Annotated in this window: 28 protein-coding genes; 11 read left to right on the top strand and 17 right to left on the bottom strand. The window is 67.8% G+C overall.

The window, feature by feature from the left end; translation table 11 throughout:
• Positions 1-25 precede the first annotated feature (25 nt).
• Positions 26-823 (bottom strand): transglycosylase SLT domain-containing protein, encoded by a 798-nt coding sequence (locus Q0053_RS07090; RefSeq protein WP_298097952.1) that lies wholly within the window; start codon positions 821-823, stop codon positions 26-28.
• 197 nt (positions 824-1,020) lie between these two features.
• Here Q0053_RS07090 and Q0053_RS07085 point away from each other — a divergent pair, with 197 nt between their 5' ends.
• A complete protein-coding gene (locus tag Q0053_RS07085; protein WP_298097949.1) occupies positions 1,021-1,749 on the top strand; it encodes a TonB family protein in 729 nt (242 codons plus the stop codon).
• Here Q0053_RS07085 and Q0053_RS07080 read toward each other — a convergent pair whose 3' ends face one another.
• Positions 1,750-2,760, bottom strand: a complete 1,011-nt coding sequence (locus Q0053_RS07080; protein ID WP_298097946.1) for an FAD-binding oxidoreductase — start codon at positions 2,758-2,760, stop codon at positions 1,750-1,752.
• Positions 2,761-2,806: 46 nt separating this feature from the next.
• Positions 2,807-4,654 (bottom strand): phosphoenolpyruvate carboxykinase (GTP), encoded by a 1,848-nt coding sequence (locus Q0053_RS07075; protein WP_298097943.1) that lies wholly within the window; start codon positions 4,652-4,654, stop codon positions 2,807-2,809.
• A gap of 204 nt (positions 4,655-4,858) precedes the next feature.
• Here Q0053_RS07075 and Q0053_RS07070 point away from each other — a divergent pair, with 204 nt between their 5' ends.
• From Q0053_RS07070 to Q0053_RS07060, 3 genes are all read left to right on the top strand, one after another.
• A complete protein-coding gene (locus Q0053_RS07070; protein WP_298097940.1) occupies positions 4,859-5,491 on the top strand; it encodes a DUF938 domain-containing protein in 633 nt (210 codons plus the stop codon).
• A 76-nt stretch (positions 5,492-5,567) separates the two neighbouring features.
• Positions 5,568-6,074 (top strand): heme-binding protein, encoded by a 507-nt coding sequence (locus Q0053_RS07065; RefSeq protein WP_298097937.1) that lies wholly within the window; start codon positions 5,568-5,570, stop codon positions 6,072-6,074.
• A 44-nt stretch (positions 6,075-6,118) separates the two neighbouring features.
• Positions 6,119-6,874, top strand: a complete 756-nt coding sequence (locus Q0053_RS07060) for a pseudouridine synthase (protein WP_298097934.1) — start codon at positions 6,119-6,121, stop codon at positions 6,872-6,874.
• Between the two features lie 683 nt (positions 6,875-7,557).
• Here Q0053_RS07060 and Q0053_RS07055 read toward each other — a convergent pair.
• From Q0053_RS07055 to crcB, 9 genes are all read right to left on the bottom strand, one after another.
• Positions 7,558-7,872, bottom strand: coding sequence for a GIY-YIG nuclease family protein (locus tag Q0053_RS07055; RefSeq protein ID WP_298097931.1), 315 nt, complete (start codon positions 7,870-7,872; stop codon positions 7,558-7,560).
• Between the two features lie 433 nt (positions 7,873-8,305).
• A complete protein-coding gene (locus Q0053_RS07050) occupies positions 8,306-8,737 on the bottom strand; it encodes a hypothetical protein (protein WP_298097928.1) in 432 nt (143 codons plus the stop codon).
• A 10-nt stretch (positions 8,738-8,747) separates the two neighbouring features.
• A complete protein-coding gene (locus Q0053_RS07045) occupies positions 8,748-10,280 on the bottom strand; it encodes an acyl-CoA carboxylase subunit beta (RefSeq protein WP_298097925.1) in 1,533 nt (510 codons plus the stop codon).
• 99 nt (positions 10,281-10,379) lie between these two features.
• On the bottom strand, positions 10,380-10,712 hold the full coding sequence (locus tag Q0053_RS07040) for a transcriptional regulator (protein WP_298097923.1): 333 nt from the start codon (positions 10,710-10,712) through the stop codon (positions 10,380-10,382).
• Positions 10,709-11,158 carry a hypothetical protein gene (locus Q0053_RS07035; protein WP_298097920.1) on the bottom strand — a complete coding sequence of 150 codons (450 nt, stop codon included), beginning with the start codon at positions 11,156-11,158 and terminating at the stop codon, positions 10,709-10,711. Before Q0053_RS07035 ends, Q0053_RS07040 begins: the two co-directional genes overlap by 4 nt.
• A 78-nt stretch (positions 11,159-11,236) precedes the next feature.
• A complete protein-coding gene (locus tag Q0053_RS07030; protein WP_298097917.1) occupies positions 11,237-12,010 on the bottom strand; it encodes an ATP12 family chaperone protein in 774 nt (257 codons plus the stop codon).
• Positions 12,011-12,018: 8 nt separating this feature from the next.
• Positions 12,019-12,693: an HAD-IA family hydrolase gene (locus Q0053_RS07025; protein WP_298097914.1), complete on the bottom strand. Its 675-nt coding sequence runs from the start codon at positions 12,691-12,693 to the stop codon at positions 12,019-12,021.
• The gene (locus Q0053_RS07020; protein ID WP_298097911.1) at positions 12,690-13,724 is read right to left on the bottom strand and encodes an RluA family pseudouridine synthase; all 1,035 of its coding nucleotides are present in this window, start codon (positions 13,722-13,724) and stop codon (positions 12,690-12,692) included. The genes Q0053_RS07025 and Q0053_RS07020 overlap by 4 nt, the downstream gene beginning before the upstream one ends.
• Entirely contained in the window at positions 13,721-14,104 is a 384-nt protein-coding gene (crcB, locus tag Q0053_RS07015; RefSeq protein ID WP_298097908.1) for a fluoride efflux transporter CrcB, read from the bottom strand. The genes Q0053_RS07020 and crcB overlap by 4 nt, the downstream gene beginning before the upstream one ends.
• A 47-nt stretch (positions 14,105-14,151) precedes the next feature.
• Here crcB and Q0053_RS07010 point away from each other — a divergent pair, with 47 nt between their 5' ends.
• On the top strand, positions 14,152-14,592 hold the full coding sequence (locus Q0053_RS07010; protein ID WP_298097905.1) for a DUF2214 family protein: 441 nt from the start codon (positions 14,152-14,154) through the stop codon (positions 14,590-14,592).
• Positions 14,593-14,736: 144 nt separating this feature from the next.
• Entirely contained in the window at positions 14,737-15,945 is a 1,209-nt protein-coding gene (locus Q0053_RS07005; protein ID WP_298097903.1) for a hypothetical protein, read from the top strand.
• Between the two features lie 67 nt (positions 15,946-16,012).
• Here the strand turns inward: Q0053_RS07005 and Q0053_RS07000 are convergent, their stop codons facing one another.
• The 3 genes from Q0053_RS07000 to Q0053_RS06990 form a co-directional block, all read right to left on the bottom strand.
• A complete protein-coding gene (locus tag Q0053_RS07000; protein ID WP_298097900.1) occupies positions 16,013-16,738 on the bottom strand; it encodes an RluA family pseudouridine synthase in 726 nt (241 codons plus the stop codon).
• A gap of 40 nt (positions 16,739-16,778) precedes the next feature.
• Positions 16,779-17,252 carry a hypothetical protein gene (locus Q0053_RS06995; protein WP_298097897.1) on the bottom strand — a complete coding sequence of 158 codons (474 nt, stop codon included), beginning with the start codon at positions 17,250-17,252 and terminating at the stop codon, positions 16,779-16,781.
• A gap of 61 nt (positions 17,253-17,313) precedes the next feature.
• A complete protein-coding gene (locus Q0053_RS06990; RefSeq protein ID WP_298097894.1) occupies positions 17,314-18,627 on the bottom strand; it encodes a replication-associated recombination protein A in 1,314 nt (437 codons plus the stop codon).
• A 70-nt stretch (positions 18,628-18,697) separates the two neighbouring features.
• Here Q0053_RS06990 and Q0053_RS06985 point away from each other — a divergent pair, with 70 nt between their 5' ends.
• A complete protein-coding gene (locus tag Q0053_RS06985) occupies positions 18,698-19,111 on the top strand; it encodes a VOC family protein (RefSeq protein WP_298097892.1) in 414 nt (137 codons plus the stop codon).
• Here the strand turns inward: Q0053_RS06985 and Q0053_RS06980 are convergent.
• A complete protein-coding gene (locus tag Q0053_RS06980) occupies positions 19,108-20,487 on the bottom strand; it encodes a trypsin-like peptidase domain-containing protein (protein WP_367276678.1) in 1,380 nt (459 codons plus the stop codon). The two genes, Q0053_RS06985 and Q0053_RS06980, sit on opposite strands and share 4 nt — an antisense overlap.
• A gap of 55 nt (positions 20,488-20,542) precedes the next feature.
• Positions 20,543-21,877 carry a TCR/Tet family MFS transporter gene (locus tag Q0053_RS06975; RefSeq protein WP_298097889.1) on the bottom strand — a complete coding sequence of 445 codons (1,335 nt, stop codon included), beginning with the start codon at positions 21,875-21,877 and terminating at the stop codon, positions 20,543-20,545.
• Positions 21,878-21,958: 81 nt separating this feature from the next.
• On the opposite strand from Q0053_RS06975, the gene Q0053_RS06970 reads away from it, so the two are divergent.
• From Q0053_RS06970 to Q0053_RS06955, 4 genes are all read left to right on the top strand, one after another.
• Complete coding sequence (locus tag Q0053_RS06970; protein ID WP_298097886.1) at positions 21,959-22,351, top strand: VOC family protein; 393 nt, start codon at positions 21,959-21,961, stop codon at positions 22,349-22,351.
• A 48-nt stretch (positions 22,352-22,399) separates the two neighbouring features.
• Positions 22,400-23,311: an ABC transporter ATP-binding protein gene (locus Q0053_RS06965; RefSeq protein ID WP_298097884.1), complete on the top strand. Its 912-nt coding sequence runs from the start codon at positions 22,400-22,402 to the stop codon at positions 23,309-23,311.
• A complete protein-coding gene (locus Q0053_RS06960; RefSeq protein WP_298097882.1) occupies positions 23,301-24,173 on the top strand; it encodes a hypothetical protein in 873 nt (290 codons plus the stop codon). Before Q0053_RS06965 ends, Q0053_RS06960 begins: the two co-directional genes overlap by 11 nt.
• Positions 24,174-24,237: 64 nt before the next feature.
• Positions 24,238-25,734, top strand: coding sequence for a hypothetical protein (locus Q0053_RS06955; protein WP_298097879.1), 1,497 nt, complete (start codon positions 24,238-24,240; stop codon positions 25,732-25,734).
• The last annotated feature ends 26 nt before the right edge of the window (positions 25,735-25,760 follow it).

The following is a 25,760-nucleotide window of genomic DNA, read 5'->3' as shown; positions in this document are numbered from 1 at the left end:
CGGTTCACCATCACCGCATTCGGGATCAGATGTTCCTGCTTGCTTCCGGAGCGAAAGCCCCACCGAAGCCGCCGCCCTTCCCGTCGCCGTCCTGCCCCATGAGCAGAGCCAACAGGCTTTGGTCCTGCTTCAAGCGATCAAGCCGTGCCGCCAGCATCTGGTCCCGCTGACCCAGATCCACGCCCCCTTGCGGCGAGCCCGCCGCTGAGGCCGGTGCCCCTTGTCCGGCGCTGCGCTGGAGGTTGGCATGCACCTCGGCCACAGTCGCGGGCCGACCGTCGCGGTAGAATATGGACCGGTTGGCCGCAGCTGCCTCCGGGAACAGAGCAACGGCACTGGCCCCGGGCCGGCGCTCCATGGCATCCATCAGCTGGGCTGCCCCCCCCGGCCCCAGAAAATGCGCGGCATAGAGGTCTCCGGCTCCGGGCTCGCGCCCGGACCGGCCTCGCAGATAGGCCGCATTCGACGCCGTCAGTTCCGCCGCCATGGTAGAGGCCGCCTGAGGATCGAAACGGAGGTCCAGCACGACATTGCGTGCCGAGCCCTCGACACGCCAGCGCCCGTCCCCGCTGCGATAGATCAGGTCAGCGTACTGCCCGTAGCCATGCTTGGCACCGTGGGCTTTGACCGTGCCAAGCCAGGTCTGTTCAATAAACTGGAAAAGGCCCGCTGCCGAAGAGGTCCGGGCCCTTGCCGACGGGTTCATCGCGCTCTCGCGCCGTGCCGTTCGGACAAGAAAATCAGCGTCCACACCCGTCGCGTTCGAGGCGCGCCGAATGGCAGCCTCAACCCCGCCAGTAGATGGAATCGGTCCGACATTCATGGACCGTAAAGGTGGACGCCTATGGTTAATCGAATCTTAACGACGCGCCGCGCGCCCACAACTCGTTAACCTCCCGTCGATCCCCGTCCCACCGTGGCGCTTTCAAGGCGGGCCCTGCCCCAAACCTGCCGTAACGTCAGCGCTCAACTTCATCATGGGGCGCTTCGGGGACGGCGACAAACAGGGATGTGACGGCCATGATGACCAAGACAGCAGGCGGCCCCGGACTGGTGAGCCCCATAGACTATAACGAACGCAGAGCACCCCGGTGGTCCCGGACGACCTGGGTGGCCGTCGGCATTGTCGTTGCGGCTCACGTCGGTATCGGGACGGCCATCTACTATCAGCGGTTCGAGATGCCACTTGCTCCCGAACGCCCTGAGGGCCCGATCATCGAGGTCTTCAACTATCGGCCAAAGCCGCCCGAGCCGGTGACCCCGTCGGAGACGCCGCCGGCCCCGAATCCTACGCTCAACGATACGCCGCGGCCACTCACGCCAACGGAAACCTTCACGGCTGTGATGACTGACACAAAGCCGACCGAAGGCACGGTTCTGACCTTCGATACAGAGGTTCCGGCCCCTATCCCGAACAGCACGGCCGAGTCCGCTCCGGCGCTTCCAGCGGCGGTCATCCGCAATCCCAGCTGGTCGCGCCAGCCCTCAGCCGACCAGCTGATGCGGGCCTACCCGGAGCGCGCGATCGCTGCAGGCATGGCGGGATCGGCCTCCCTGAACTGTCTCGTCCTGCCCACAGGGGCCGTGACCGATTGCAACGTCCAGAGTGAGACACCCGGCGGCTACGGCTTCGGTCGGGCGGCGCAAGGCCTGTCCCGGCATTTCCGGGTCAATCCCCGCACCGTCAACGGGGCGGCGGAAGGCTCGCGTGTGAACATCAACCTGCGCTTCGCCCCGCCGGAAGACTGATCAGGCGAACCGGCGCGGATCGAGGGCGGCGGCGTCCGCCAGGGGCGGCCTGCCTTCGATTCCATCCGCCGCGACCCGGGCGACCAGGGGCCCCATCAGCCAACCGTTCCGACGCGGGGCCAGGGCTAGGTGCAGGCCCGGTTCACCCGACAGTCCCGCCAACGGAAGCCCGTCAGCGGTCGCCCCGCGGATACCGACCCGGGTCGGACCGGGCTCGCCCGTTGCCGCCAGAAGCGCCAGACCGGCCGCGACCTGCCGACCGGCCTCTGCAGGATCAGGATCGAGGTCGCGGCGTCCGGGCTCCATGGTGGCGCCGATGACCACGCCGCCGTCACAGGGTGCGACATAGACGCCGGGGCCTCTGATCACTCGGGACGGGGCTGCCGTGGAAACGAAGGTCAGTTGGCCCCGGATCGGCGTGATCGCGGACACCCCGGCGGCGACGGAGACGGGCAGGCCCGCGATCGCCTCGCTGGCCCCTGTGGCGAGGATCAGGGTGGCGCAGAACCAGACGCGGCCATCGCCCGACTGGACCCGCCAATGGCGCGCGTCAGCCGTCAGGCGCGAGACCTCGCCCCGCACCATCGTCAGACCCGGTGTCCGCGCCAGCGCCTTGAGGGCCGAAGCCACCTCTATGCGCCAGTCATCCGGTGTAATCAGGACGTTCCCGTGTCCGCGGGCGTCAAAGCCGAGCGAGCGGAGACGAAGCACAGCATCAGCCGCGGCCTCGCCACGCCAGTCCGCACCTTCGCGCAAGAGGTTCAGATCATGCGCCTCCGCAAAGGCCGGCCATAGGTCGCGAGCGCGCCTGAGCAAGGCGGCGCGATCGGCGGTGACGTCGTCCAGCAGGGATTCCAGCGCCGGAGCGATCATCCCGGCAGCGATGGAGGAGGCGTTCGGAGCACCGGGATCGATGACCGTCACCGCATGGCCGCGCGCAGCCAGCTCGGCCGCCGTGCAGAGGCCTAGCACGCCGGCGCCGATCACGATCACATCAGGAGAGGAAGCCACGGGCGATCAGATCGACCGCCCGCACTCCGAATGCAAGTCGCGATCGCTACTCGGCGGCGATGGCGGCAGCGCGGGCGCCGCCGATACGGGCGGTGAGAGCCGCGTGCTGATCCCACAGCGCCGCGGGCAGACGGTCACCGAACTGCGCATAGAAGTCCGGGATCAGGGCGGCTTCCTCGGCCCAGACGTCGGCGTCGACGTCGAGCAGGATCGACAGATCCGCGTCGGACAAGGTCAGCCCTGACAGATCCAGAGCCGCGCGGCTCGGGACGAGGCCGACCGGCGTCTCAACAGCCCCCGCCTCGCCGTCGAGGCGTTCGGCAATCCATTTCAGGACGCGGGCATTGTCGCCGAAGCCGGGCCAGACGAACTGACCTTCCTCGTTCTTGCGGAACCAGTTGACGAAGTAGAGGCGCGGCAGCTTGGCCGCCTCGGTCTTGCCGCCCATCGAGAGCCAGTGGGCGAAATAGTCGCCCATGTTGTAGCCGCAGAAGGGCAGCATGGCGAAGGGGTCGCGGCGCAGGGTGCCGATGGCGTTTTCGGCGGCGGCGGTGCCTTCCGAGGCGACCGACGAGCCCATGAACACGCCGTGCTCCCAGTCGAAGGCTTCCGTCACCAGCGGCACGGCCGAGGCGCGGCGGCCGCCGAACAGGATGGCGTCGATCGGCACGCCCCTGGGGTCTTCCCACTCGGGCGCGATGGTCGGGCATTGCGAGGCGGGGGCGGCGAAGCGGGCGTTGGCGTGGGCCGCAGGCTCGCCCGAGGCCGGGTCGTGGGCGACGCCCTTCCAGTTGGTCAGGCCCTCGGGGGCCAACTTGGAGAGTCCTTCCCACCAGACGTCGTTGTCGGCGGTCAGAGCCGTGTTGGTGAAGACCGTATTGGTCGCCATCGTGGCGAGGGCGTTGCCGTTGGTGTTGCGGCTCGTGCCCGGGGCGACGCCGAAGAAGCCCGCTTCCGGGTTCACGGCGTACAGGCGGCCGTCGTCGCCGAAGCGCATCCAGGCGATGTCGTCGCCGATCGTCTCGGCCTTCCAGCCAGGGATGGTCGGCTGGAGCATGGCGAGGTTGGTCTTGCCGCAGGCGGAGGGGAAGGCGGCGGCGACGTATTTGGCACGACCCTTCGGATCGGTCAGCTTGAGGATCAGCATATGCTCGGCCAGCCAGCCCTCGTCGCGGGCCATGACCGAGGCGATGCGCAGGGCGTAGCATTTCTTGCCAAGCAGGGCGTTGCCGCCATAGCCCGAACCGTAGGACCAGATCTCGCGGGTTTCGGGATAGTGGACGATCCACTTGTCCTCGTTGCAGGGCCACGGCACGTCCGCCTGGCCCTCGGCCAGCGGGGCACCAAGCGTGTGGACGGCCGGCACGAAGACGCCGGCGTCGCCCATCAGGTCCAGCACCGGCTGGCCCATGCGGGTCATAATCCCCATGGAGATGGCGACATAGCCGCTGTCGGTGATCTCGACGCCGAGGGCGCTGAGCTCCGAGCCCAGGGGCCCCATGGAGAAAGGCACCACATACATCGTCCGGCCGGCCATACAGCCGTCGAACAGGCCATTCAGGCGGGCGCGCATCTCGACCGGGTCGGACCAGTTGTTGGTCGGGCCGGCATCGACCTTGTCGGCCGAGCAGATGAAGGTCCGGCTCTCGACGCGGGCGACGTCCTTGGGGTCCGAGGCCGCGTAGTAGCAGCCGGGGCGTTTGGTCTGGTCGAGCTCGCGCAGGGTGCCCTTGCCGATCAGATCGGCGACGATGGCGGCCTTCTCGGCCTCCGAACCGTCGCACCAATGAACCCGCGCAGGCTTGGTCAGGGCAGCGATCTGCTCGACCCAGGCGATCAGGCCGGCATGTCGGGTGGGAGCCGGGTGAAGGCCCTGGATGGCGGATGCGGTCACTATCACTCTCCTGAACGTCGCCCGGCGATCTGCGCCGCCGTGGCCTCCCTTGCGTGGCATCACGCAATGTTTCAGGCGCGGAATGACATCTTAGGCGACGCGGCGTCAACCGATGCACGTTTCAACCTCTCGCGAGCGAGGCCCCCGGAGGGCCCTGCATATTTCCGGTCGCCGTGAGCCGGGGCGCGATGTATCCGGGCAGCCATGCAGACCATGGAACCGATCGGGACGACTCCCCGGGGAGGCCTCGCCTCTCCCGCCGTGGCCCGGAACACCGGGCCGATTCTCGAGGTGCTGCGCGCCCATCTGCCGCATCGGGGCGCGGTGCTGGAAATCGCCGCCGGGTCGGGGGAGCACGCCCTCGCCTTCGCCGGAGCCCTGCCCGGCCTCGACTGGACGCCAAGCGACCCGTCGGCCGAGGCGCGGGCCAGTATCGCGGCCTGGGCGGCGACGGCGGACCTGCCCAATCTGCGCGAGCCCCTGCCGCTCGATGTGCTGGACCCGACGACCTGGCCGGAGGACCGGCTGCCGGCCGTGGTCTGCATCAACATGATCCACATCAGCCCCTGGGCCGCGACCGAAGGCCTGATGGCCCTGGCCGGGAGCCGGCTGGCCGTCGGCGGACTGCTGATCCTCTACGGCCCGTACCGCGAGGTCGACGCGCCGCTGGCCCCCTCCAATGCGGCCTTTGACGAGAGCCTGAAGGCCCGGGATCCGGCATGGGGCCTGCGGGACCGGGATGCGGTCGTGGCTGCGGCCAAGGCAAGGGGACTGGCCCTCACGCGCCGGATCGAAATGCCGGCCAACAATCTGATGTTTCTGTTCCGCCGGACCTGAGCGCCCCTTGTGCCGACGGCGGCGATGTGGCGGCATCCCCGACAGCCTGGCCAAATCCCCGATTGAAAGCACTGTCATGAAACCTCTCCTGCTTGCTGTGGCTGTTCTGGCGTTTGCTGCTCCGGCCTGGGCGCAGACGCCGGCGACGCCCGCTCCGGTGGCCGCTGCTCCGGCCCCGCCCTATGGCGCGCCGATCGGGCTGGAGACGGCCCAGGCCCTGATCGACCGGGCGACCGCGGCCGCCTCGGCGCGCGGGTTCCGCATGGCCTTCGCGATCGTCGAGCCTTCGGGCGCGCTGGTCGCCTTCGGGCGGATGGACGACACCCAGTATGGCTCCATCGCCGTCGCCCAGGCCAAGGCCCGGTCCGCCGCCCTTTACCGGACCGCGACCTCGGTATCGGAGGAGCGGCTGGCCGGCGGGCGGACGGCGCTGCTGGCGCTCGACGGCATGGTCCCGGTTGCCGGGGGCGTGCCCATCGTCGTCGACGGCCGGATCATCGGCGCGATCGGGGTGTCGGGAGCCTCTTCGGCCCAGGACGACGAGATCGCGCGCGCGGCCATTGCGGCCGTCTTCGGGGGCTGATCGCGGCGGCTGGACCCCGCTGCGCCCGGGGGCTAGGGACCGGCATGGCGTTTTCCAGAACCTATGACGGCGAAGAGCCGGTCCGGATCAACAAATGGCTGGGCCAGACCGGCGTCTGCTCGCGCCGTGAAGCCGATGCCCTGATCGCCGACGGCCTGGTCTCGGTCGACGGTGTGGTGGTCGCCGATGCGGGCCGCAAGCTGGAGCCCGGCCAGACCCTGACCCTGAACGACCGTGCCACCGCTGCCCTGGCCGAGGGCGTGACCATCGTGATGCACAAGCCGATGGGCTATGTCTCGGGTCAGCCCGAGCCCAACAAACGGCCCGCGGTCCGACTGGTCACCGACAACAACCGGGTCGGCGAAGGTGTGACCCCCGCGGACGAGGTCTCCCTGCCCCCGATCGGACGGCTGGACGAGGATTCCCGCGGCCTGCTGCTGCTGTCATCGGACGGGGTGGTGGCCAAGGCGGTGATCGGGCCGCAGTCCGACCTCGACAAGGAATATCTGGTTCGGGTGACGGGCGACATCACCGAGAAGAAGCTGAAAATCCTGCGCCACGGCCTGATGCTGGACGGTCGCCAGCTGAAGCCCGCCTACGTCAGCCGGATGGAGTCCTTCCGGCTGAAATTCATCTTGCGCGAGGGCCGCAACCGCCAGATCCGGCGGATGTGCGAGATGGTCGATCTGGAGGTCGTCGATTTGATCCGTGTACGGATCGGCCCGCTGAAACTCGACAATCTGCCCGAGGGCAAATGGCGGATGCTGACCGCGGAAGAGCGGGCGGCGCTGGTCGGCTGAAGGGTCGAAAGGGTACGGTTTCGCCGGGAAAATTGCGGGCCGGATTTTCGGAAAGCCGCCGCCTTCGGTCCGAGGGCCTGCGCCGGGTCCTGGGCGGACGCGGCGGTGTTGTGAAAGACTGTCAAAGACCGGCCCGGCGGGCATTTGACCAGTATGCATATGGCTACGTCAGATGCGGTCGCAGGGGGCTGCGAGCCGTCGTCTGCGGGGTCGGGACGGCGCCTTTCGGGGTTGAGAGGGGCGAGATTATAGGGGGCGAGAAGACACTGTTTGGGGGGGCGGTATCCGGGCCCTTCTCTGCATGAGGATGGTGCCCCCTTGTCATCCCCGACGGAGCGAAGCGGAGATCGGGGACGGAGTGAGTCCCCCTCTTTGGCCACGCCCGGACAGCCCCCTTGGGCTGAGCCGGGCGAAGGGCGGCCTTCGAACGGTCTGTGTGAGCGGGCACCGCCGGAGTGACGTCTACCCGTCTCCCGGCTCAGCCCTGCGGGCTGTCCGGGAGGGATCAGGGGGAGAGGCGCGTCGTCCCCGATCTTCGCTTCGCTTCGTCGGGGATGACAAGGAGAGCGATCTCCGCTTCGCTTCGTCGGGGATGACAAGGCGCGGGCACAATACCTTGTCATCCCGGAAGCGCCGCAGGCGCTATCCGGGACGGTTGCGGGCGCAGGGGAAGAGGAGGTTGGTCAATGGGCCCTTCCTTCCAGCAAGTCCGGATACAGATCCGTCCAGAGGGGATTGGCTTCTTCGATCAGGGCGAATTTCCATGGCCTTAGCCAGCGCTTGATCCGCTTTTCCCTCAGGATGGCCTGATCGACGTAGCGATGGTGCTCGAACCAGACCAACTGGTCGGTTCCATGCGCGCGGCTGTAGCCGTCGATCTGGCCGTGCTTGTGCTCGCCGATCCGCCGGATCAGATCGTCGGTCATGCCGACGTAGAGCCAGCCGCAGGGTCCGCTGGCCAGAATGTAGACCCAGTAGCTGTGGTCGGTCTTTCCCATCACGACACGACTTTGTCGGGCACATATACAATCGTCAAGATTGTATTCGAGGCTTATCATCCCCGATACAGCGAAGTGGAGATCGCTCCCTTGTCATCCCCGACGAAGCGAAGCGGAGATCGGGGACGGACCGCACCCCTCTTTGGACACGCCCGGACAGCCCCCTTGGGCTGAGCCGGGCGACAGCTCGCGGACACCCGGACAGGCGGGACCGAGGCTGAACGCCCCTGCCAGATGTCATGCATTTGCGTCGCCGCCACCCGGCTCCCGGCTCAGCCCTTCGGGCTGTCCGGGAGGGGTCAGGGGGGAGGCGCATGCCGTCCCCGATCTCCGCTTCGCTTCGTCGGGGATGACAAGGAGGGTTAGTGGGCGAACACCTGCTCGGCCGTGGGGGAGCGGAGGCGGTTGCGGGAGCAGAGGAAGAGGAGGTTGGTCAGGGGCGATTGCTCTGATCCGCCGCCGCGACCAGTCTACGAGCGCTTTCGACCTGGTCCTCCACGGAGAGCATGATCTCCTCCAGACTCTCGGAGGTCATTCGGTAGGGCGCGGCGGCTAGTTGCAGACAGGCGACCTGCGCCTCGGGAGACATCTGCCACCATCCTAGCGACGCGCCTTTGCTGGCGATCAGCCCGGCGATCTCAAGACGGGTTTGGGCGTCATCCGCAAAGGTCTGCTGTTCACCGGTCTGTAGTTCCGCCGCGAGCCGATTTGCAAGGTCTGCAATCCAGTCATTGAGGAGAGTGATATCCTCGTAGGGTTCACGAAATTTCGTTCGAAGCAGCAAGGAAAGGAGCAGTTGCTTCCCGGAGCGACCGGAGAAGGTGATGCTGTCCTCTCCTACTTCGATCCCGTCACGCAGCTTCATGTCAGCCCCCTCACAGCGGAATATTATCGTGCTTCTTCCACGGGTTTTCCTGCGACTTGTTCTTCAGCGTCCGTAGCGCCCGGATCAGCCGCCGCCGCGTCCCGTGCGGCATGATCACGTCGTCGATATAGCCCAGGCCCGCCGCCACGAAGGGATTGGCGAACTTCTCCTTGTATTCGGCCTCGCGGGCGGCCAGCGCCTCGGGGTCGCCGGCCTCCTTGCGGAAGATGATCTCGACCGCGCCCTTGGCCCCCATGACGGCGATCTCGGCACTGGGCCAGGCGTAGTTGACGTCGCCGCGCAGGTGTTTGGAGCTCATCACGTCATAGGCGCCGCCATAGGCCTTGCGGGTGATGACGGTCAGTTTGGGCACGGTGGCCTCGGCATAGGCGAACAGCAGTTTGGCACCGTGTTTGATCAGGCCGCCGTATTCCTGGCGCGTGCCGGGCATGAAGCCGGGCACGTCGACGAAGGTCACCAGCGGGATGTCGAAGGCGTCGCAGAAGCGCACGAAGCGGGCGGCCTTGCGGCTGGAGTCGATGTCCAGAACGCCGGCCAGGACCTGGGGCTGGTTGGCGACGACGCCGACGGTCTGGCCGTCGAGGCGGCCGAAGCCGGTGACGATGTTCTTCGCGAAATCGGGGCCGATCTCGAAGAATTCGGCCTCGTCGACCGTCTTCAGGATCAGTTCCTTGATGTCATAGGGCTGGTTCGGATTGGCCGGGACCAGGGTGTCGAGGCTGGCCTCGTCGCGCTCCGGGTCGTCATAGCTGTCGCGGACCGGCGGCTTTTCGCGGTTCGAGAGGGGCAGGAAGCCGATCAGGCGGCGGACCTCGCTGAGGGCCTCCAGATCGTTCTCGAAGGCGCCGTCGGCGACGCCCGACTTTTGCGAATGGACGCGAGCGCCGCCCAGATCCTCGTGGGTGACGACCTCATTGGTGACCGTCTTCACCACATCGGGGCCGGTGACGTACATGTAGGAGGTGTCCTTCACCATGAAGATGAAGTCGGTGATGGCGGGGGAATAGACGTCGCCGCCGGCGCAGGGGCCCATGATGACGCTGATCTGGGGGATGACGCCCGAGGCCAGGGTGTTCTGCAGGAAGATGTCGGCATAGCCGGCCAGGGCCTCGACCCCCTCCTGGATGCGGGCGCCGCCGGCGTCGAACAGGCCGATGATCGGGGCGCCGTTGGTCAGGGCCATGGTCTGGATCTTGACGATCTTGGCCGCATGGGCCCCCGACAGCGAACCGCCGAAGACGGTGAAATCCTTGGAGAAGACATAGACGAGACGGCCACCGATGGTGCCGCGGCCGGTGACCACACCGTCGCCGGGGATGCGCTGGGCCTCCATGCCGAACTGGGTCGAGCGGTGCTCGACGAACATGTCGGTCTCCTCGAAGGAGCCCTCGTCGAGCAGGACGTCGATCCGCTCGCGCGCGGTCAGCTTGCCCTTGGCGTGCTGGCTGGCGATGCGGGCTTCACCGCCACCGAGGCGGGCCCCGGCACGGCGGGCTTCGAGCTGGTCGAGGATGGTCTTCATACGGCGTCTCCTTGAGGGCGAGGCTTAAGGAGGGCCGGGGGCGGAGGCAAGCGGGGACGGCCAGGTGGCGCGGTCGGCGGGTTCATCACAGCCAGGCCCCTACCCTGAGAATCCCTGCCCCAGCGGCGCGGGGGCGGTCATCGCCGCCAGCCGCTGGAGCTCGGCGACGTGGGCGGCGAAGGCCTTGCGGCCGGACGGGGCCAGGCTGATCCAGGTGCGTTGACGACCGTTCTCGGCGGCCTTGGTGAGGGCGACATGGCCCGCATCCTCCAGCTGTTTCAGGTGTTTGGACAGGACCGAGTCCGACACCTTGAGGGCGTCGCGCAGCATGGCGAACTCGGCGCTGTCGACGCTGGAGAGGATGGCACAGATCTGCAGCCGCCCGGGGGCGTGGATGACCGCGTCGAAGGCGGGTGCCGGCCGGGTGGTCATTGACCGCCCTCGGCCAGCTCCCTGCGATAGACGTGCGCCCACCAGCGGCCGAAGACGATCGTTGTGACGAAGGCTACCGCGCCGCCCAGGAACGGCGCCCACAAAGGCCCCTCGAACAGGCGGGTCCAGCACGACAGGCCGAGGCTGCAGAGGAGCAGCGGCCACATCGCGACGGCGACCCAGCGGGCCCTCTTCGGCGCATAGGCACTGACCCACCAGCCGAAGCGGTCGCGCCACCATTTGACCATCCAGTAGAGGCCGGCCAGCGTGCCCAGGAGGACGAGCCCGATTGAAATCTGCGGCAGGCCCTGCGCCGTCACCATGGCCGCGATGAGGAGGCCGAAGACGATGTCCCAGGCCGGCGGATAGTCCATGCTGCGGGCGACACCGGCCCGGGCTTCGTGAATCGAGGCCAGGGCCTCGCGGGGATCGATGTCATCGGCCATTCGGGACCTCACTTTCCAATACGGAAAGCGTAGCATCACTTTCCGTGATGGCAAGTGATTATTTTCCAGACTGGAAAGTCAGCCGAGCGCGCGGAACCACCGCTCCAGCAGGACGGCCTCCGCCCGGCGGGCGGCGGTGCGTTCGGCGGCCTCGGCGTCGACGCCCCACCGGCGTTCCTGGAAGGCCTCGTCGAGGCGGCTGAGCTCGAAAGCGGCCTCGCCGCCGATCTCGCCCTGCTGCAGGGCCAGGGCCAGGACGGCCGAGCCCAGCAGGGGGGTGGCCGTCGCCAGGCCGGTCAGGGCGAAATCGTCGAGGGCCAGGGCGAGCGCCCGCGTCCGCGCCACCGCCTGCTGGTCCTGAGGGCGGTGGACGATGCCTTCGGCGACTTCCAGCCGGATGCCGTGCGTGCGCGCGGCCCAGTCGCGCCAGGGCCCCCAGGCCCGCGCCTGTTCGGCCACCAGCGAGGTCGGATGCTCCGCGAGATAGCAGAGCAGGTCCGTCCCGGCGAAGGCGGCGATCTCGTCGGCCACGGCCTCGCGGACCTGGGGGACGCGGTCGATGGCGGTCGAGGCCAGACGGGTGGCGGGCATGGTCGCAGGGTCGATGAACTCGCCCTGGGCGGCCCATTCCTCGGCCGCCAGACGGGCCGCGGCCTCGGTCGGCAGCCGCAAGGGGGCATGGGCAGGGGTCTTCGGCGTGCGGCCGTCCAGAGTCACAGCCCAGAACGGCCCCTGGCCGCCCTGCCCTTCCGCCACATCGACCGCCTTCCAGAAGCGTTTCAGACGCTCCTCGGACTCGCGGAAGCCCTTGCGGGCGGCGACGTTGGGATCGAGGGGCGGGATATGGCTCATACGGGGTCTCAGGCGGCGCGGGTCAGGTCGGCGAAGCCGTCCAGCACCACGGTCAGTTCGGCGAACGATCGGGCGACGTGGCGGGCCCCGGCGGCCTGCTGTTCCTCGATGGTGTGGAAGCCCCAGGCGACGCCCAGCGGCAGGACACCGGCGTTGATGGCCATCTGGATGTCATGGGCCGTGTCACCGATCATCAGGGTGGTGGCCGGACAGGCGTCGCAGGCGGCCATGGCGGCATGAAGCATGGCCGGATCGGGCTTGCCCGGGCCGTCCTCGGCGCAGTGGGACGAGAGGAACAGGTCGGCCCAGCCCTCGCGGGCCAGGTTGCGGGCCACGCCGCGGCGGTTCTGGCCTGTCGCAAGCGCCAGCCGCCAGCCGTCGCGGTGCAGGCGGCGGATGGTCTCCATGGCTCCGGGATAGAGGGGTTCCTCGTGCCCTTCCTGGTACATGCGGTTGAAGCTGGCGCGAAAGCCGGCGACGAAGTGGGCCAGCGTCGGCGCATCGAGCCCGGGCTCCAGCACCGCCATGGCGTGCTCCAGCGACAGGCCGACGATCTGGCGGACACGGTCATAGTCCGGCTCGGGCAGGCCGATGTCGCGCGCGGCCTCGCAGGCGGCCCGATGGATCGAGGCGCGGCTGTCGACGAGGGTTCCGTCGATGTCGAAGACGGCGAGGGGTCTCATCGCTGCCGTTTCACCCCTTCGAACGGATCGCTCTCATTGCCCTCGGCCTCCTCGAAGCCGAAATGGATGAAGCCGGCGCGCATTTCGGGGCTCAGGGGGGCCTCGACCTTCAGCATGCCACCGCGCGGATGTTCCAGCTCGATGCTGCGGGCGTGGAGTTGGAGCTTCAGCGGGCCGGACAGCTCCTTCGACTTTTCGTCCCCGTATTTGGGGTCGCCCAGGATCGGGTGGCCGATGCCGGCCATGTGGGCGCGCAGCTGGTGGGTCCGGCCGGTGAAGGGGCGCAGGGCCATCCAGGAGGCCCGGTGCGCGGCGCGGCTGATGGTGGCGAAGGCGGTCTCGGCCGGTTCGGCGCGGGGGTCCTTGCGGTCGGCGGGGCGCATCATCTCGAAGTCGTTGATGCCGGTCTTCTTCAGCGGCATGTCGATCTGGCCGGCCGAGGGCTTGGGGTTGCCGATGACGATGGCCCAGTAGGTCTTCTTCGCCTGACGCCGGGCGAAGGCCCCGGCCAGCCGCTTGGCCGCCTCGGGGCCCTTGCCGAGCAGGAGGACGCCGGAGGTGTCGCGGTCGAGGCGGTGAACCAGACGCGGGCGGTCCATCCCCTCCCCCCAGGCCGACAGGAGGCGGTCGACGTGGCGGCTGGTCTTGGTGCCGCCCTGGACGGCGAGGCCGTGGGGCTTGTTGATGGCGATGACCATGTCGTCCTCGTAGAGCACGAGGGATTTGGCGAACTTGATGTCCTGCGGGGACAGGGTGTGGACGTCGCCGGCCTGGCGCGAGGTGTCGTCGGGGATCGGGGGGACGCGCACGGCGGCGCCGGCGGTCAGGCGGCCTTCGGGCTTGATACGGGCGCCGTCGACGCGGATCTGGCCACTGCGGGCCATCTTCTGCACCTGGATGTTGGACAGGTGCGGCCAGCGCCGGCGGAACCAGCGGTCCAGCCGGATGCCGTCCTCGGCCTCGGCGACATAGATGGTCAGCACCTCGCGCTTGGGAGCGTCAGGGGCGTCCTGGATGGGTTCATCGGTCAAAGGGCGGCTCCGAAGGCGCGGCGGGCGACCATCAGGCCGAGAAACAGGGCGGCGATCGACAGGATCACCGAGGCGAGGACATAGCCACCCGCCATGGCCAATTGACGGCGCTCGATCAACAGCGCCGCCTCCAGCGAAAAGGCCGAGAAGGTGGTGAAGCCTCCGAGAACTCCGACGGCGGCGAACAGGCGGATGGACTCGCCCTGCACCCCGCCGCGGAAGGCAAGCCAGCCCGCCAGCAGCCCCATCAGCAGGCCGCCGGCGACATTGACCGTCAGCGTGGCCCACGGCCAGCCGCCGGCGGGCAGCAGACGTCCGACCCCGTAGCGGGCGACAGCGCCGAGGGCACCCCCGGATGCAACGATCAGAAAACGTGTCATGATGCGGGGCTTATACTCGACCCGGCGGCAAAACGAAGGAGGCGCGCTTGCTCGATCTTGGACTGGCCATTGTCCACCACATCACCGTTTTCGGACTCATCGCCCTGCTGGCCATGGAGGGGGTGATGCTGAAGGACGCCACCATCCATCCCGCCCGACTGACGAGAGTCGACGCCGGTTACGGCCTGGTCGCCGGTCTCGCGGTCGTCATCGGCATCTGCCGGGTGATCTGGGGCGGCAAGGGATGGGCCTTCTACGAAGCCAATCCGTTCTTCTGGGGCAAGATGGGCCTGTTTGTCGTTCTGGGCCTGGTCTCGATCGGGCCGACGCTGCTGTTCATTCGCTGGCGCAGGGCAGCGGCAGGCGCGGAAACCTTCACGCCCCCCGCCCCGGAGATGAAGCGGGTGCGGACATGGATCAGGCTGGAAGCCCTGCTGTTGATTCCGTTGCTCGGCTGTGCCGCCGCGATGGCGCGATATCCGTTCTGACTGAAACTTCACTTGACCGGGAGGCAGGGTTAACGCCGATATTCAGCCTTGGGTGCCGCTTCGCGCCCGAGGGGAACGCCGCCCGCCCTGCGGCGCGATCTGCCATAGTTCAGGGCTGACAGTTCAAGGGACCGCCGAAGCGCCATGTCGCACGACGCTCACAACCACGGTCATGACGGCCACGGGACTCCGCATGACGGGGGCCATGGCGGTCACGGCGAGGATGCCCGGCTGCAGGCCGCGCCAAATCCCCCGCCGCCCGGAGCCCAGGACAGCCCGCACCGGGCGGTTCCGCCACCGACCCCGAGCCACGGCCGCGAGGCCTTGCGCGGCGGCGACGGCATTCTGCGCCCCATTTCCGAGAGCGAGTATTTTGCCGCGACGCCCGAGGCCGAGGCGATCGTGGGCTCTCACATCGACGAGTATTTCAACCAGCCGCTCGACATCTTTCCCTTCTGGGAGACGGACGGGAAGCCGGACCGGTTCCACGTCCTGTTCAGCCGCCAGATCGAGGAGCGGTTCCCGGTCGACGCCGACATTCGCAGCCGGATCCACGGCTATGGCCGGCGGGTATTCCAGGCGCTGCTGATGCACGTCACGGTGAAGCGGCTGAGCCAGGCCGGGGCCCTTGCCGCCTTTGCCGCCCTCGCCATCCTCGGGCCGGGCCTGTTCACGGGCTGGACCGGATCGGCGGCGATGGGGCTGGGTCTGGCCGCCGGGGCCATGATCGCGGCGCTCGGCCTCTACTGGGGCCTGCAGGCCGTGCTGTTCATCCAGTACCGGTTCCAGCTCGAGAACGACTCCTACGAACTGTCGCGCGAGATCGTGCAACGGACCCGTGAGCTGCAGAACCTGTTTACCAGCGCCCGGGCCATGGCCGACCAGGCCGAGACCCAGTTCCAGCAGGACGGCAAGGGCTGGGGCCAGCGGGCGCAGTATCTGACCCGGCTGACCATGTGGCTGGGCGCGCGGATGGAATACCTAGAAAAGCATGTCCAGATGGAGCTGTGGCGGGTTCGCCGCGAACGCTACTGGATGCGCTGGGCCCAGCGGATCCTGACGCCTCTGGTGCTGATCGTGGGTCTGGTGGTGCTGGCGCTGGAACCCGTACCGGAGACCGGCGAGGCGGGTTTCCGTGTGCTGCAGGGCCTGGCCGCCGTGCTGGGCGTGCTGGTCAGCTGGCTGTCCTATTTCCGCTGGCGCACGCCGGTGGCGGCGATCCAGGACAAGCTGGGCGTCGAAGGCTGGGTTCGCTACGCCTCGCTGGACGTCGACCACGCCGTCTCGGATCAGGTGCGGCGCGACAAGGAGCGTCTGGTCGAATATCGCCAGCTGTCCCGCGGCGGACGCTGAGCGCCGGCTCCACCGCCGGTGACGGCTGGCGGGTGACGGGCCGCCGTCCGAAAGCCGGCCGGGCGGGCTAAAGCCCTGCTGCGGCCTTCAGCGCCTCGAAATCCTCCGGCGGAGGGGCTTCCACCGTGCGGTAGCCGCCTTCCGGATGGGGGAAGGTCAGTCTGGCGGCATGCAGCATCAGGCGCGGCGCAGGGCGGCCGGCAAAGGTCAGGGCCCCACCGTAGCGGGCGTCGCCCGCCAGGGGACGACCGATCGAGGCCATATGGACCCGCAGCTGGTGCATCCGGCCCGTCGCCGGGTCCAGTTCGACCAGGGCGCCGTCATCGGACGCCGACAGGGTGCGGTAACGGCTGAGGGCGGCCTGGGCACCCGGCGTGTCCGCGGTGACGGCCCGCATATAGCTCTCGCGGCCGATCTCCTGCCGCAGCAGCGGTGTATCTATGGTCCCGGACCTCGGCTCCGGCGCCGCCGAAAGCAGCGCCAGATAGGTCTTCCTGAACCGCCGCGCCTGCATCGCCTTTCCGAGAAAGCCCGCCGCGGGTTTGGTCCGGGCGGCGAGAATGACGCCCGAGGTGTCGCGATCCAGCCGATGCACCAGGTCAGGCCGCTTTCCGTTCGAGCGGGCAAAGGCCCACAGCAGGTCGTCCAGAGTATGCGCCTGGATGCGGCCGCCCTGGCTGGACAGGCCGGCGGGCTTGTTGAAGGCGATCACCGCCTCATCCTCATGGATCACCCATGAGCGGACGGCGGCGATGTCGGCTTCGCTCAGGGAGACGGGGGTACGGTCGGTCACCGCGCCTGCATAGGCGAAAGACCGACCGTCCGTCAGCCCCTCAACGCAGGACGCCGCCCTTCGCCATCATCCAGGCGTATCGGGTAAAGAAGGCGCAGCCGGCGGCGATGACGACGTTGACGATGATGATCATCGACGAGGCCACCTTGACCCCGTCCTGCATCATGAAGCCCATCACCTTGCCACCGTCGCTGAGGCCATAGGTGTAGAGCAGGCTGAACAGGAAGGCCCCGAAGGAGACGGCGAAGACCGGAAAGGCCAGCTTGTTGCGCAGCAGCAGCAGAAGCGAGCCCAGCACCCCGCCCCAGACACCGATGGCCCAGATCGCAGTCATCCAGACCGGCATGGCCTCATAGTAGGCGATCTGGTCCGGCGTCATGCCGGCAGAGGCCAGATAGGCGGCCCCCTGGGTCATGCTCATCGTATAGTCGTAGCCGCCGTAGGCGTTCCACAGCAGGGCGATGACGCCCACCGCCCACAGGTGCCAGGGCGTCTTCACGGTCATATCGGTCATGGTCCCCTCCCAAGGTTGATCGATCGCGAAATTGTAGATCAAATTTGCCGCGAGGGAAACTTCAGCCCCCGGCCTCGCCGGGCCGGGCCGCCCGCATCGCCGCCCACCGCTCCAGCCGCTCCTTGACCTTGGCCTCATGCCCCTCCCCCTTCGGGGCGTAGAACACGCGACGCTCCATCCCGTCGGGGAAGAAGTTGGCACCCGAAAAACCCTCGGGGGTGGACGGGTCGTACTGATAGCCCTGACCGTAGCCGAGCGACTTCATCAGCTTCGTCGGGGCGTTGCGGATGTGGGCCGGGGGCATCAGCGAGCCGGTCTCGGCCGCCGCCCGCTTGGCCGCCTTGAAGGCCTCATAGACGCCGACGGACTTGGGCGCGGTGGCGAGGTGGACGACGGCCTGGGCCAGGGCCAGTTCGCCTTCGGGAGAGCCGAGGAAGTCGTAGGTGTCCTTGGCCGCATTGGCGACCAGCAGGGACAGGGGGTCGGCCTCGCCGATGTCCTCGACCGCCATGCGCACGATCCGACGGGCCAGATACAGCGGGTCCTCGCCGCCGTTCAGCATCCGCGCCAGCCAGTAGAGGGCCGCGTCGGGGTCAGAACCCCGAACCGATTTATGCAGTGCAGATATGAGGTTATAGTGCTCTTCTCTGCTCTTGTCGTAAGCCGGCGCCCGCTTCTGCAGGATGCCGGCCAGGGCCTGTACGTCCAAGGGCTCTGTCGCGGTCAGGTCGAACAGGACCTCGGACATGGTCAGCAGATAGCGCCCGTCACCATCCGCGAGCGCCAGCAGGGCGTGGCGGGATTCCGGTGTCAGCGGCAGGGCCTTGCCCTCCTGCGCCTCGGCTCGAATCAACAGTTGATCGAGAGCCGCATCGTCCAGCCGCCTGAGCACATAGACCTGTGACCGCGACAGCAGGGCCCCGTTCAGTTCGAACGAAGGATTTTCCGTGGTCGCCCCGACGAGGGTGACGATCCCCTCCTCCACGAACGGCAGGAATCCGTCCTGCTGGGCGCGATTGAAGCGGTGGATCTCGTCAACGAACAGCAGGGTCGACTGGCCGGCGGCACGGCGCATCCGGGCGGCCTCGAAGGCCTTCTTCAGGTCGGCAACGCCGGAGAAGACCGCGCTGATCTGCTGGAACTGATAACCGGCGGCCTGGGCCAGCAGGCGGGCGATGGTGGTCTTGCCGGTGCCCGGCGGCCCCCACAGGATCATCGAGCCCAGACGCCCGGCCTCGACCATACGCCGGATCGGTCCGCCCTCGCCCAGCAGATGGTCCTGGCCCACGACCTCTTCCAGCGTGCGCGGTCGCAGCCGGTCGGCCAGGGGCGCGTCAGGAGGATGGATGCCGGAGGCTTCGAACAGATCGGTCATGCACCCCCACAGTTAGGCGTTCCGGGCGCGCTTTTCACGCGTTAGTGTGGGCCCGGCAAAGGAGAGCGACATGGCCGAATCCGACCTCGTGCCGCCCGGCGGTGTCATCCCCTATCTGACCATACCCTCGCGCGGCGGTCAGGCGGCCGTTGAATTCTATCAGGCGGCCTTCGGAGCCGAGGAGCTGTTGCGAAACCTGGCCGACGACGGCGAGCGGCTGCTGCACAGTCGCCTGCTGATCAACGATGGCCTGGTCATGCTGTCGGATGAGTTTCCCGAATATGGCAATGAGGCGGACGTCGTGCCCAAGGGCTTTGCCCTGCACCTGCAGGTCGATGACGCTGACGAATGGTGGAACCGGGCGCTGGCCGCCGGTGCCGTGCCGCTGATGCCGCTGGCCGACCAGTTCTGGGGCGACCGCTATGGCCGGGTCATGGACCCGTTCGGCCACACCTGGTCGATCGCGGCGCCGATCCGGACCTAACGGATCACCCCGCTGATCCGCTGACCGCGGCGGTTGATGGTCAGTTCCGAGCCGCGACCGACGTCCATCAGCTGCTGCACATCGGTGACGGCCCGTCCGTTGACGGTCAGGATGATATCGCCGCCCTGCAGCCCGACCCGGTGGGCGTAACTGCCGCGCTGGACCCGTCCGACAATCACTCCGCTGGCGAAAGGATCCCCGCCGAGACTGTCGGCCAGTGCGGGATTGAGGGCCAGCACCTGGGCCCCCGAAAGGACGCCGGAGCGAACCATCGTCGCATTTTCGGTGCCGGCATCGCCCGGCAGCGGTTGCACCCGGGCGCTCACGGTCTCACGGCGACCGTCGCGCAGGACGGTGACCTCGACGGTGTCGTTCGGGGCGCGGGTGCCGACACGGAAATTCAGCCCGCCCTGGTCGTTGACCTCGGCACCGTCGACCGCGGTGATGACATCGCCTTCGCGCAGCCCGGCGCGGACACCGGGGCCATTCGGCCAGACCTCTGTCACGACCAGGCCCTGCGGCCGCTCGAGGCCGAGGCTGCGGGCCATGTCCGCTGACACGCTCTCACCCTTCACGCCCAGCCAGGGCCGGACCACGGCGGTGGCGCCGCCGACCGCGGAATCGACCACGCGTTTGACCATGGCGGCCGGTACGGCAAAGCCGACGCCGGACGAGGAGCCCGAGCGCGAGAAGATGGCGGTGTTGATACCGATCAGGTCGCCGTCCATGTCGACCAGCGCGCCGCCGGAGTTGCCCGGGTTGATGGCCGCATCGGTCTGGATGAAGGAGCCGCTGTCCGAAATGCCTGTTTCGGTTCGGTTCAGGGCCGAGATGATGCCATTGGTCACCGTCTGGCCGACGCCGAACGGATTGCCGATGGCCAGCACCAGATCGCCGATCTGCTGCTCTTCCCGATCGTCGATGTTCAGGGTCGGCAGGCGCTCGTTGACGCCTTCAAGCTGAAGCACAGCGATGTCGGAACGCTCATCCGCCAGCACGACGCGGGCGTTGAACTCGCGCCGGTCGTTCAGGGTGACCCGGATCTGCTGCATGTTCGCAATCACGTGGTTGTTGGTCACCACCACCCCGTCGGGGCGGACGATCACGCCAGAACCGACCGAGCCGGTCTGACGCTGGCCGGGGATGCCCCAGAAGGGATCCCGAACCTGCTGGACACCGCGCGCCGAGATGTTGACGACCGCCGGGGCGGCGGTGCGAACCACGGGCGCGAAGCTGGACTTCATGGCCAGGGCATCACCGGGTACCACGCGGTTCTCGGCAAAGACGGCGTCCTGGGCCTGGCTGTCGTTCGACTGGCTGCAGGCCGAAAGGAACAGGGCAGCAGCGAGGGCGACGGTCTGGATCTTCATGGTCATCCGGGGAGTCTGGGGCATTGAGGCCACGCCATTCCGCTACGAATTCTGGACCGTATCAAGGCAGGGGCGCATCCTGCACCGCGGCCGGTGCCTGACGTTCCGCTCGCCGCCCCACCCACCAGCCGATCAGGGCGGCGAGCAGCAGGGACACCGCCGCGAGATAGAAGGCCAGCCCCGGATCGGTCAGGATCCGGACGGCGGCAAGCTGAATCCAGCCCGACGCCGGCGCGAATGTTTCCGCGATCCAGGCGCGCGTCCCGACCGCCCCGTCGCCGACGGAGAAGGAATAGATCCAGCCGAAGAACAGTGGCGACATGACGCCGGCGATCGAGGCGACGCTCATGTTCGCGCCCTGCAACTGGCCCTGCTCGTCCTCGCCGACATGACGGGTCATCAGCGATTGAAGGGTCGGCATGGCGAGGCCCCACAGGGAATTGGGCAGCACGGCGAGGATGAAGATCAGCCCGTCGGGCGCCCAGCCCATGGCCGCGATCCCGACGGTGCCGCCCACCAGCCCCAGCACCATGGTCATCCGGTCCCCCAGCCGCTTGACGACCGGTCCGACCAGGACGCCCTGAACCAGCATGTCCAGCACCCCGACCAGGGCCAGCAGCAGACCGACTTCCTTCGGCCCCCAGCTGTAGCGATAGGCGGCATACAGAACGAAGACTGCGGTGAAGAGGTGGTGGGCGAAATAGAGAAGGAAATTCACGACCGAGAGGCCGGCGAGCTCCGTATTCCGCCTGAGCAGGATCAGGGCCCCGACGGGGTTGGCCCTCTTCCAGCTGAACTTCATGCGCTTTTCGACCGGCAGGCTCTCGGGCAGGACCAGCAGGCCGTAGAAGAAGGCCACCGCCGACAGGGCTGCCGCGACCCAGAAGGGCACGCGCGGGCCAAACTCGCCGAGGACGCCGCCCAGCAAGGGCCCCAGCACGAAACCGGCGGAAAAGGCGGCGCCGATCAGGCCGAAGGCGCGGGCGCGTTTCTCCGGGGCGGTGATGTCCGCCATATAGGCATAGACGGTGGTAAAGCTGGATGAGGTGATGCCGGCGATGATCCGCCCCAGCGCCAGCCACCACAGGTCGGGTGCCAGGGCCATCAACATATAGTCGAGCGACAGGCCGGCACAGCTGATCAGGATCACCGGCCGGCGGCCGCACTGGTCCGAGAGCGAGCCGATGATGGGGGAACAGAGGAACTGCATCCCCGCCCACAGGGCCACGAAGACGCCGTTGATGATGCCCGCGCGGGCGTTGGAGCCGACGAAATCCTCGATCAGGACCGGCAGCACCGGAATGATGATCCCCATCGCCACAATATCGAGCACCGCCGTCACGAAGATGAAGGCAAGGGCGGCGCGTTGGGTGCGGAGACGGGACAGGACAGACATGGGGCGTTCCGGGCGGGAGGGCCTTCTAGCGGACAGGTGCGTTGTCGTCAGCCCCATGGCAGGTTGGGGACGGAGGCCGCCATGACCCAGTTCGAACAGGTGACACCCTTCCTGCATGTCCCCGACCTGCAGAAGGCGCTGGACTTCTTCACCGAAATCCTCGGCTTCACCGTGCCGTTCCGTCAGCCGGGCTATGCCTACATCCACCGGGAGACGGTCGGCTTCCGGCTGCTGGAAGCCGAAGAGGGTTCGACTGCGGCGGGCCGCCGACGGTTCGCCTACTATATCGACGTTCTGGACGTGGACGCCCTTTACGCAGAGCTGAAGCCAAAGCTCGACACCCTGCCGCCGGGCGATGTGCATGGGCCGGCCGACAAACCCTATGGCCAGCGCGAATTGCTGGTCCTGGCTCCCGACGGTGAGCTGATCGTCTTCGGCATGGAGATTCGGCCCGCCGAGGTTGCGAAAGCTTAATGCCATGCCGCCTTGCGTAGAGCGGACCGGCAGGGCCAAGCTGCGCCCATGACAGCTGTGATCGAAACCAGGGGTCTGACCAAGACCTACGGAACCGTCCGGGCCCTCGACGGGCTGGACCTCTCGATCCCGCGAGGCGGGGTCTATGGCGTGCTGGGGCCCAACGGGGCCGGCAAGTCGACCCTGTTTCGCATCCTGCTGGGCCTGATCCGGCCGACGGACGGGACGGCGACCATCATGAGCGGGCCGGTCGGCGACATCGCCCACATGCGCCTGACAGGCTCGATGATCGAGACCCCGCGCTATCCCCCCTATCTGACCGCCCGGCAGGTGCTGCAATGGCTGGCGCTGGAGCACGGCATCGCCGGGACGGCGGACATTCCCCACTGGCTGGAGCGGGTCGGGCTGTCCGAGGCAGCGGACCGCAAGGTGCGGGGCTTCTCGGTCGGCATGATGCAGCGCCTCGGCGTCGCCGCCGCCCTGATCAGCAAGCCCGAGCTGATCATTCTGGATGAACCGACCAGCGGCATGGATCCCCCCGGCATCCAGGAGATGCGCGCCCTGATCCGCAGCCTGGCCCATGACGACGGCATGACCGTCATCCTGGCCAGCCACCAGTTGCTGGAGGTCCAGCGGGTCTGCGACCGGGTGGCGATCCTGAACAAGGGCCGGCTGGTGCGTGAAGGCGCGGTCAGCGAACTGACGGCCGTCGGCGAGCGCCTGCGCCTCTCGGCCGGGCCGGTCGACAAGGTTCTGGCCGTGCTGGGCGCAAGGGGCACCCGCGATGGCGAGGCCGTTCTGGCCGACATTCCCCGCGCCGAGGGCCCCGCCCTGATCCGCGCCATGGTCGAGGCCGGGGTCGAGATCAACGAGGCCCGCTGGGTCGGGACGGACCTCGAGGCCATCTTCTTCACCGAGACGGGGGCCGTGCAGGCGCCGGAGACGATCCATGCTGGTTGACGCCATTCGTGCCGAAGGCTTCCGCCTGTCGAGGAACAGGACCGCCCTGTTCTGGAGCCTCGCCTTTGTGCCGATCCTCTCGGTGGCGATCGGAGCCCTGACCAGTTTCGTGCTCAAGGGCAGCGAGACCAAAATTCTGGGCGACGAGAAGATGCCGGAGGAGCTCAAGGCGGCCCTGGCCGGCGGGACGCTGGACATGGCCGATGCCCTGGTCACGGCAGCGGGTAATCTGGCCAATCCGCTGGTGCTGCTGTTCGTCCTGATCGGGGCGGCGACCCTCTATGCCGGCGACTATCGCTGGGAGACCTGGCGGCTGATCACCGCGCGCAACAGCCGGATCAACCTGCTGCTGGCCAAGCTGGCCGTCGTGGCCGTGCTGGCCCTGACCGCCATGGGTTTCATGCTGGTGGCGAGCGTGATCGAGAACCTGATCAAGGCGGCGGTGTTCGAACGGAGCCTGACCTTCGCCCTGACCGGAGAGATGGCCGGCCAGTTCCTGGGCTTCGCGGCCCTGTCAGGGCTGCGCATCCTGCAGTTCGCCATGATGGGCATGCTGGCGGCGGTGGTCACCCGCTCGCTGCTGGCGGCGCTGTTCGTGCCGCTGGTGTTCGGTATCGCCCAGTTCTTCTCACCCCAGATGCTCGGGCCAATGGGCGTCATGCCTGATGCCTGGCTGTCGGTGCTGGTCAATCCGGGTGCCGCGACCGATGCGATCCAGGCGGCGATCGCGGGCGGGGTGCGCGCTGCAGCCCTGCCGGATGGCCTGTTGCTGAAGGCCTGGGTCAGCCTCACCCTGTGGACCCTGGTCCCGCTGGCAGGGGCCCTCGCCTGGTTCCGGAGGCAGGATCTGTCGAAGGAATAGCCGGCCGCCTCCAACGGAATCGAGCCGCCCGAACCGTATCAGGGTCTAACCACAGGAGCCTGCCTTGCCCGTTTCGATCAGCCGAACCCTGCGCGACCCTGATCACGTGGTCACCTATGTCAATCAGGCGGGCACGACCATCACCGCGCCGCGCGACGTCATGCTGACGGTATTCGCGCCGGACCGGCCCGGGACCTATCCGGTGATCGTTTACAGTCACGGTCAGGGTGGGAGCGGCGGAGCGAACGGTGGGTCCGGCACGACCGCCCAGGCCCTCGCAAACCTCGGCTACATCGTCATTCTTCCGACCCATCTCGACAGTGTCGGCACCTATCCCTCGTGGCTGACGAGCCAGTTCCCGATCGACAATCCCGCCTCCGGCCTGCACCGCGCTGCAGACATGCAGTTCGCTCTCGACATGGCCCAGACCCTCGTCACGGGTTTGTCCGGCTATACGGTCGATCTTTCGTCGCCGGTGGTCGCAGGCCACAGCCACGGTGCCTTTACGGCCGCGCTTCTGGCGGGGCTGGATTCCGATCGGCCGGGCTATGCAAATCCGCCCGTCGGCAACGCCTATGGGCTGACAAGTGTCGCTGATCCGCGATTCCAGGCCGCTATCCTGCTTTCGCCGCAGGGGGAGGAAAGCTCCTGGGCCAATCTGACCAGTACCTCATGGGACGATATCGTCGTTCCCCTGCTGACCATCACCGGCACAGCCGATACCGAGCTCGGCGGCCTGACAGACTGGAATGGGCGCCTTGACGCCTTCCGGAATGGCGATGCTGCCCAAAGCTATGCCTTGGTCTATCGGGACGCGGCCCATAGTGACATCGGGGGCAATACGGCGATCCCGGGGCTGACGGCCTCCATCGCCGGCTTCATCGACCGGTTTATTGACGGACACCTTGGGGGCGACGCCGCAGCCCGAGCCACCTTCGCCGACCCGGTCGCCCTGCTGAACGCACACCCGCTCCTGACCCAGGCCTATGTCAGGCTGATGGCAGGCACCGCCGGCACAGGTGCCCTGCTCGGCACGTCAGGCGCAGACACGCTGACAGGCCTGTCGAGCGAAGACGCCCTGTTCGGTGGCGCGGGCGATGATCGGCTCGAGGGCGGCCCGGGTCACGACCTGATCGACGGTGGTGCCGGGCGTGACACCCTCTGGGTTCAGGGCTCCCGCGCCGACTACCGCCTGCTGACGGCTGGCGACGACTTCATTCTGAAGGGACCTGACGGAGGAGACTGGTTGACGGGCGTTGAAGTCATCCGGTTCAGCAACGGCGGGGAAATCGATCTCAGCCGCATGTACGATCGAGGGTTTGATGGGCCCCAGGTCCTGCCGGGTCTCCCGGATGAGAGCGACGGCTGGGGCAAGGAACCCACCCCCCTGGTCCAGCCCGCCGACCTTGACCGCTCGACCTTGCAGGAGGGCGGACCGGCCCACCCGGGGAGCAATGCCCGGGAGCGGGTCATCGCGCTTCTGGGCGATCAGGGTGTGACCGGAGCCGACCCGACGTTCGGATGGCGATCATCCGCGTCTGATCCGGATCCCTGGGTCTGATCCGGTTCGGGACAGCAAAAAGGGCG

The organism is Brevundimonas sp. (assembly GCF_027487935.1).
Classification (GTDB): Bacteria; Pseudomonadota; Alphaproteobacteria; order Caulobacterales; family Caulobacteraceae; genus Brevundimonas.
Note: the sequence above shows the minus strand (reverse complement) of the source record. Positions and strands in the feature narration are given on the sequence as shown.

What these genes read in the sequence shown, in the direction of transcription:
- Q0053_RS07090 (WP_298097952.1), bottom strand. Translation starts at nt 823, where the DNA reads ATGAATGTCGGACCGATTCCATCTACTGGCGGGGTTGAGGCTGCCATT.
- Q0053_RS07085 (WP_298097949.1), top strand. Translation starts at nt 1,021, where the DNA reads ATGATGACCAAGACAGCAGGCGGCCCCGGACTGGTGAGCCCCATAGAC.
- Q0053_RS07070 (WP_298097940.1), top strand. Translation starts at nt 4,859, where the DNA reads ATGCAGACCATGGAACCGATCGGGACGACTCCCCGGGGAGGCCTCGCC.
- Q0053_RS07065 (WP_298097937.1), top strand. Translation starts at nt 5,568, where the DNA reads ATGAAACCTCTCCTGCTTGCTGTGGCTGTTCTGGCGTTTGCTGCTCCG.
- Q0053_RS07060 (WP_298097934.1), top strand. Translation starts at nt 6,119, where the DNA reads ATGGCGTTTTCCAGAACCTATGACGGCGAAGAGCCGGTCCGGATCAAC.
- Q0053_RS07055 (WP_298097931.1), bottom strand. Translation starts at nt 7,872, where the DNA reads ATGGGAAAGACCGACCACAGCTACTGGGTCTACATTCTGGCCAGCGGA.
- Q0053_RS07050 (WP_298097928.1), bottom strand. Translation starts at nt 8,737, where the DNA reads ATGAAGCTGCGTGACGGGATCGAAGTAGGAGAGGACAGCATCACCTTC.
- Q0053_RS07045 (WP_298097925.1), bottom strand. Translation starts at nt 10,280, where the DNA reads ATGAAGACCATCCTCGACCAGCTCGAAGCCCGCCGTGCCGGGGCCCGC.
- Q0053_RS07040 (WP_298097923.1), bottom strand. Translation starts at nt 10,712, where the DNA reads ATGACCACCCGGCCGGCACCCGCCTTCGACGCGGTCATCCACGCCCCC.
- Q0053_RS07035 (WP_298097920.1), bottom strand. Translation starts at nt 11,158, where the DNA reads ATGGCCGATGACATCGATCCCCGCGAGGCCCTGGCCTCGATTCACGAA.
- Q0053_RS07030 (WP_298097917.1), bottom strand. Translation starts at nt 12,010, where the DNA reads ATGAGCCATATCCCGCCCCTCGATCCCAACGTCGCCGCCCGCAAGGGC.
- Q0053_RS07025 (WP_298097914.1), bottom strand. Translation starts at nt 12,693, where the DNA reads ATGAGACCCCTCGCCGTCTTCGACATCGACGGAACCCTCGTCGACAGC.
- crcB (WP_298097908.1), bottom strand. Translation starts at nt 14,104, where the DNA reads ATGACACGTTTTCTGATCGTTGCATCCGGGGGTGCCCTCGGCGCTGTC.
- Q0053_RS07005 (WP_298097903.1), top strand. Translation starts at nt 14,737, where the DNA reads ATGTCGCACGACGCTCACAACCACGGTCATGACGGCCACGGGACTCCG.
- Q0053_RS06995 (WP_298097897.1), bottom strand. Translation starts at nt 17,252, where the DNA reads ATGACCGATATGACCGTGAAGACGCCCTGGCACCTGTGGGCGGTGGGC.
- Q0053_RS06990 (WP_298097894.1), bottom strand. Translation starts at nt 18,627, where the DNA reads ATGACCGATCTGTTCGAAGCCTCCGGCATCCATCCTCCTGACGCGCCC.
- Q0053_RS06985 (WP_298097892.1), top strand. Translation starts at nt 18,698, where the DNA reads ATGGCCGAATCCGACCTCGTGCCGCCCGGCGGTGTCATCCCCTATCTG.
- Q0053_RS06980 (WP_367276678.1), bottom strand. Translation starts at nt 20,487, where the DNA reads ATGACCATGAAGATCCAGACCGTCGCCCTCGCTGCTGCCCTGTTCCTT.
- Q0053_RS06975 (WP_298097889.1), bottom strand. Translation starts at nt 21,877, where the DNA reads ATGTCTGTCCTGTCCCGTCTCCGCACCCAACGCGCCGCCCTTGCCTTC.
- Q0053_RS06970 (WP_298097886.1), top strand. Translation starts at nt 21,959, where the DNA reads ATGACCCAGTTCGAACAGGTGACACCCTTCCTGCATGTCCCCGACCTG.
- Q0053_RS06965 (WP_298097884.1), top strand. Translation starts at nt 22,400, where the DNA reads ATGACAGCTGTGATCGAAACCAGGGGTCTGACCAAGACCTACGGAACC.
- Q0053_RS06960 (WP_298097882.1), top strand. Translation starts at nt 23,301, where the DNA reads ATGCTGGTTGACGCCATTCGTGCCGAAGGCTTCCGCCTGTCGAGGAAC.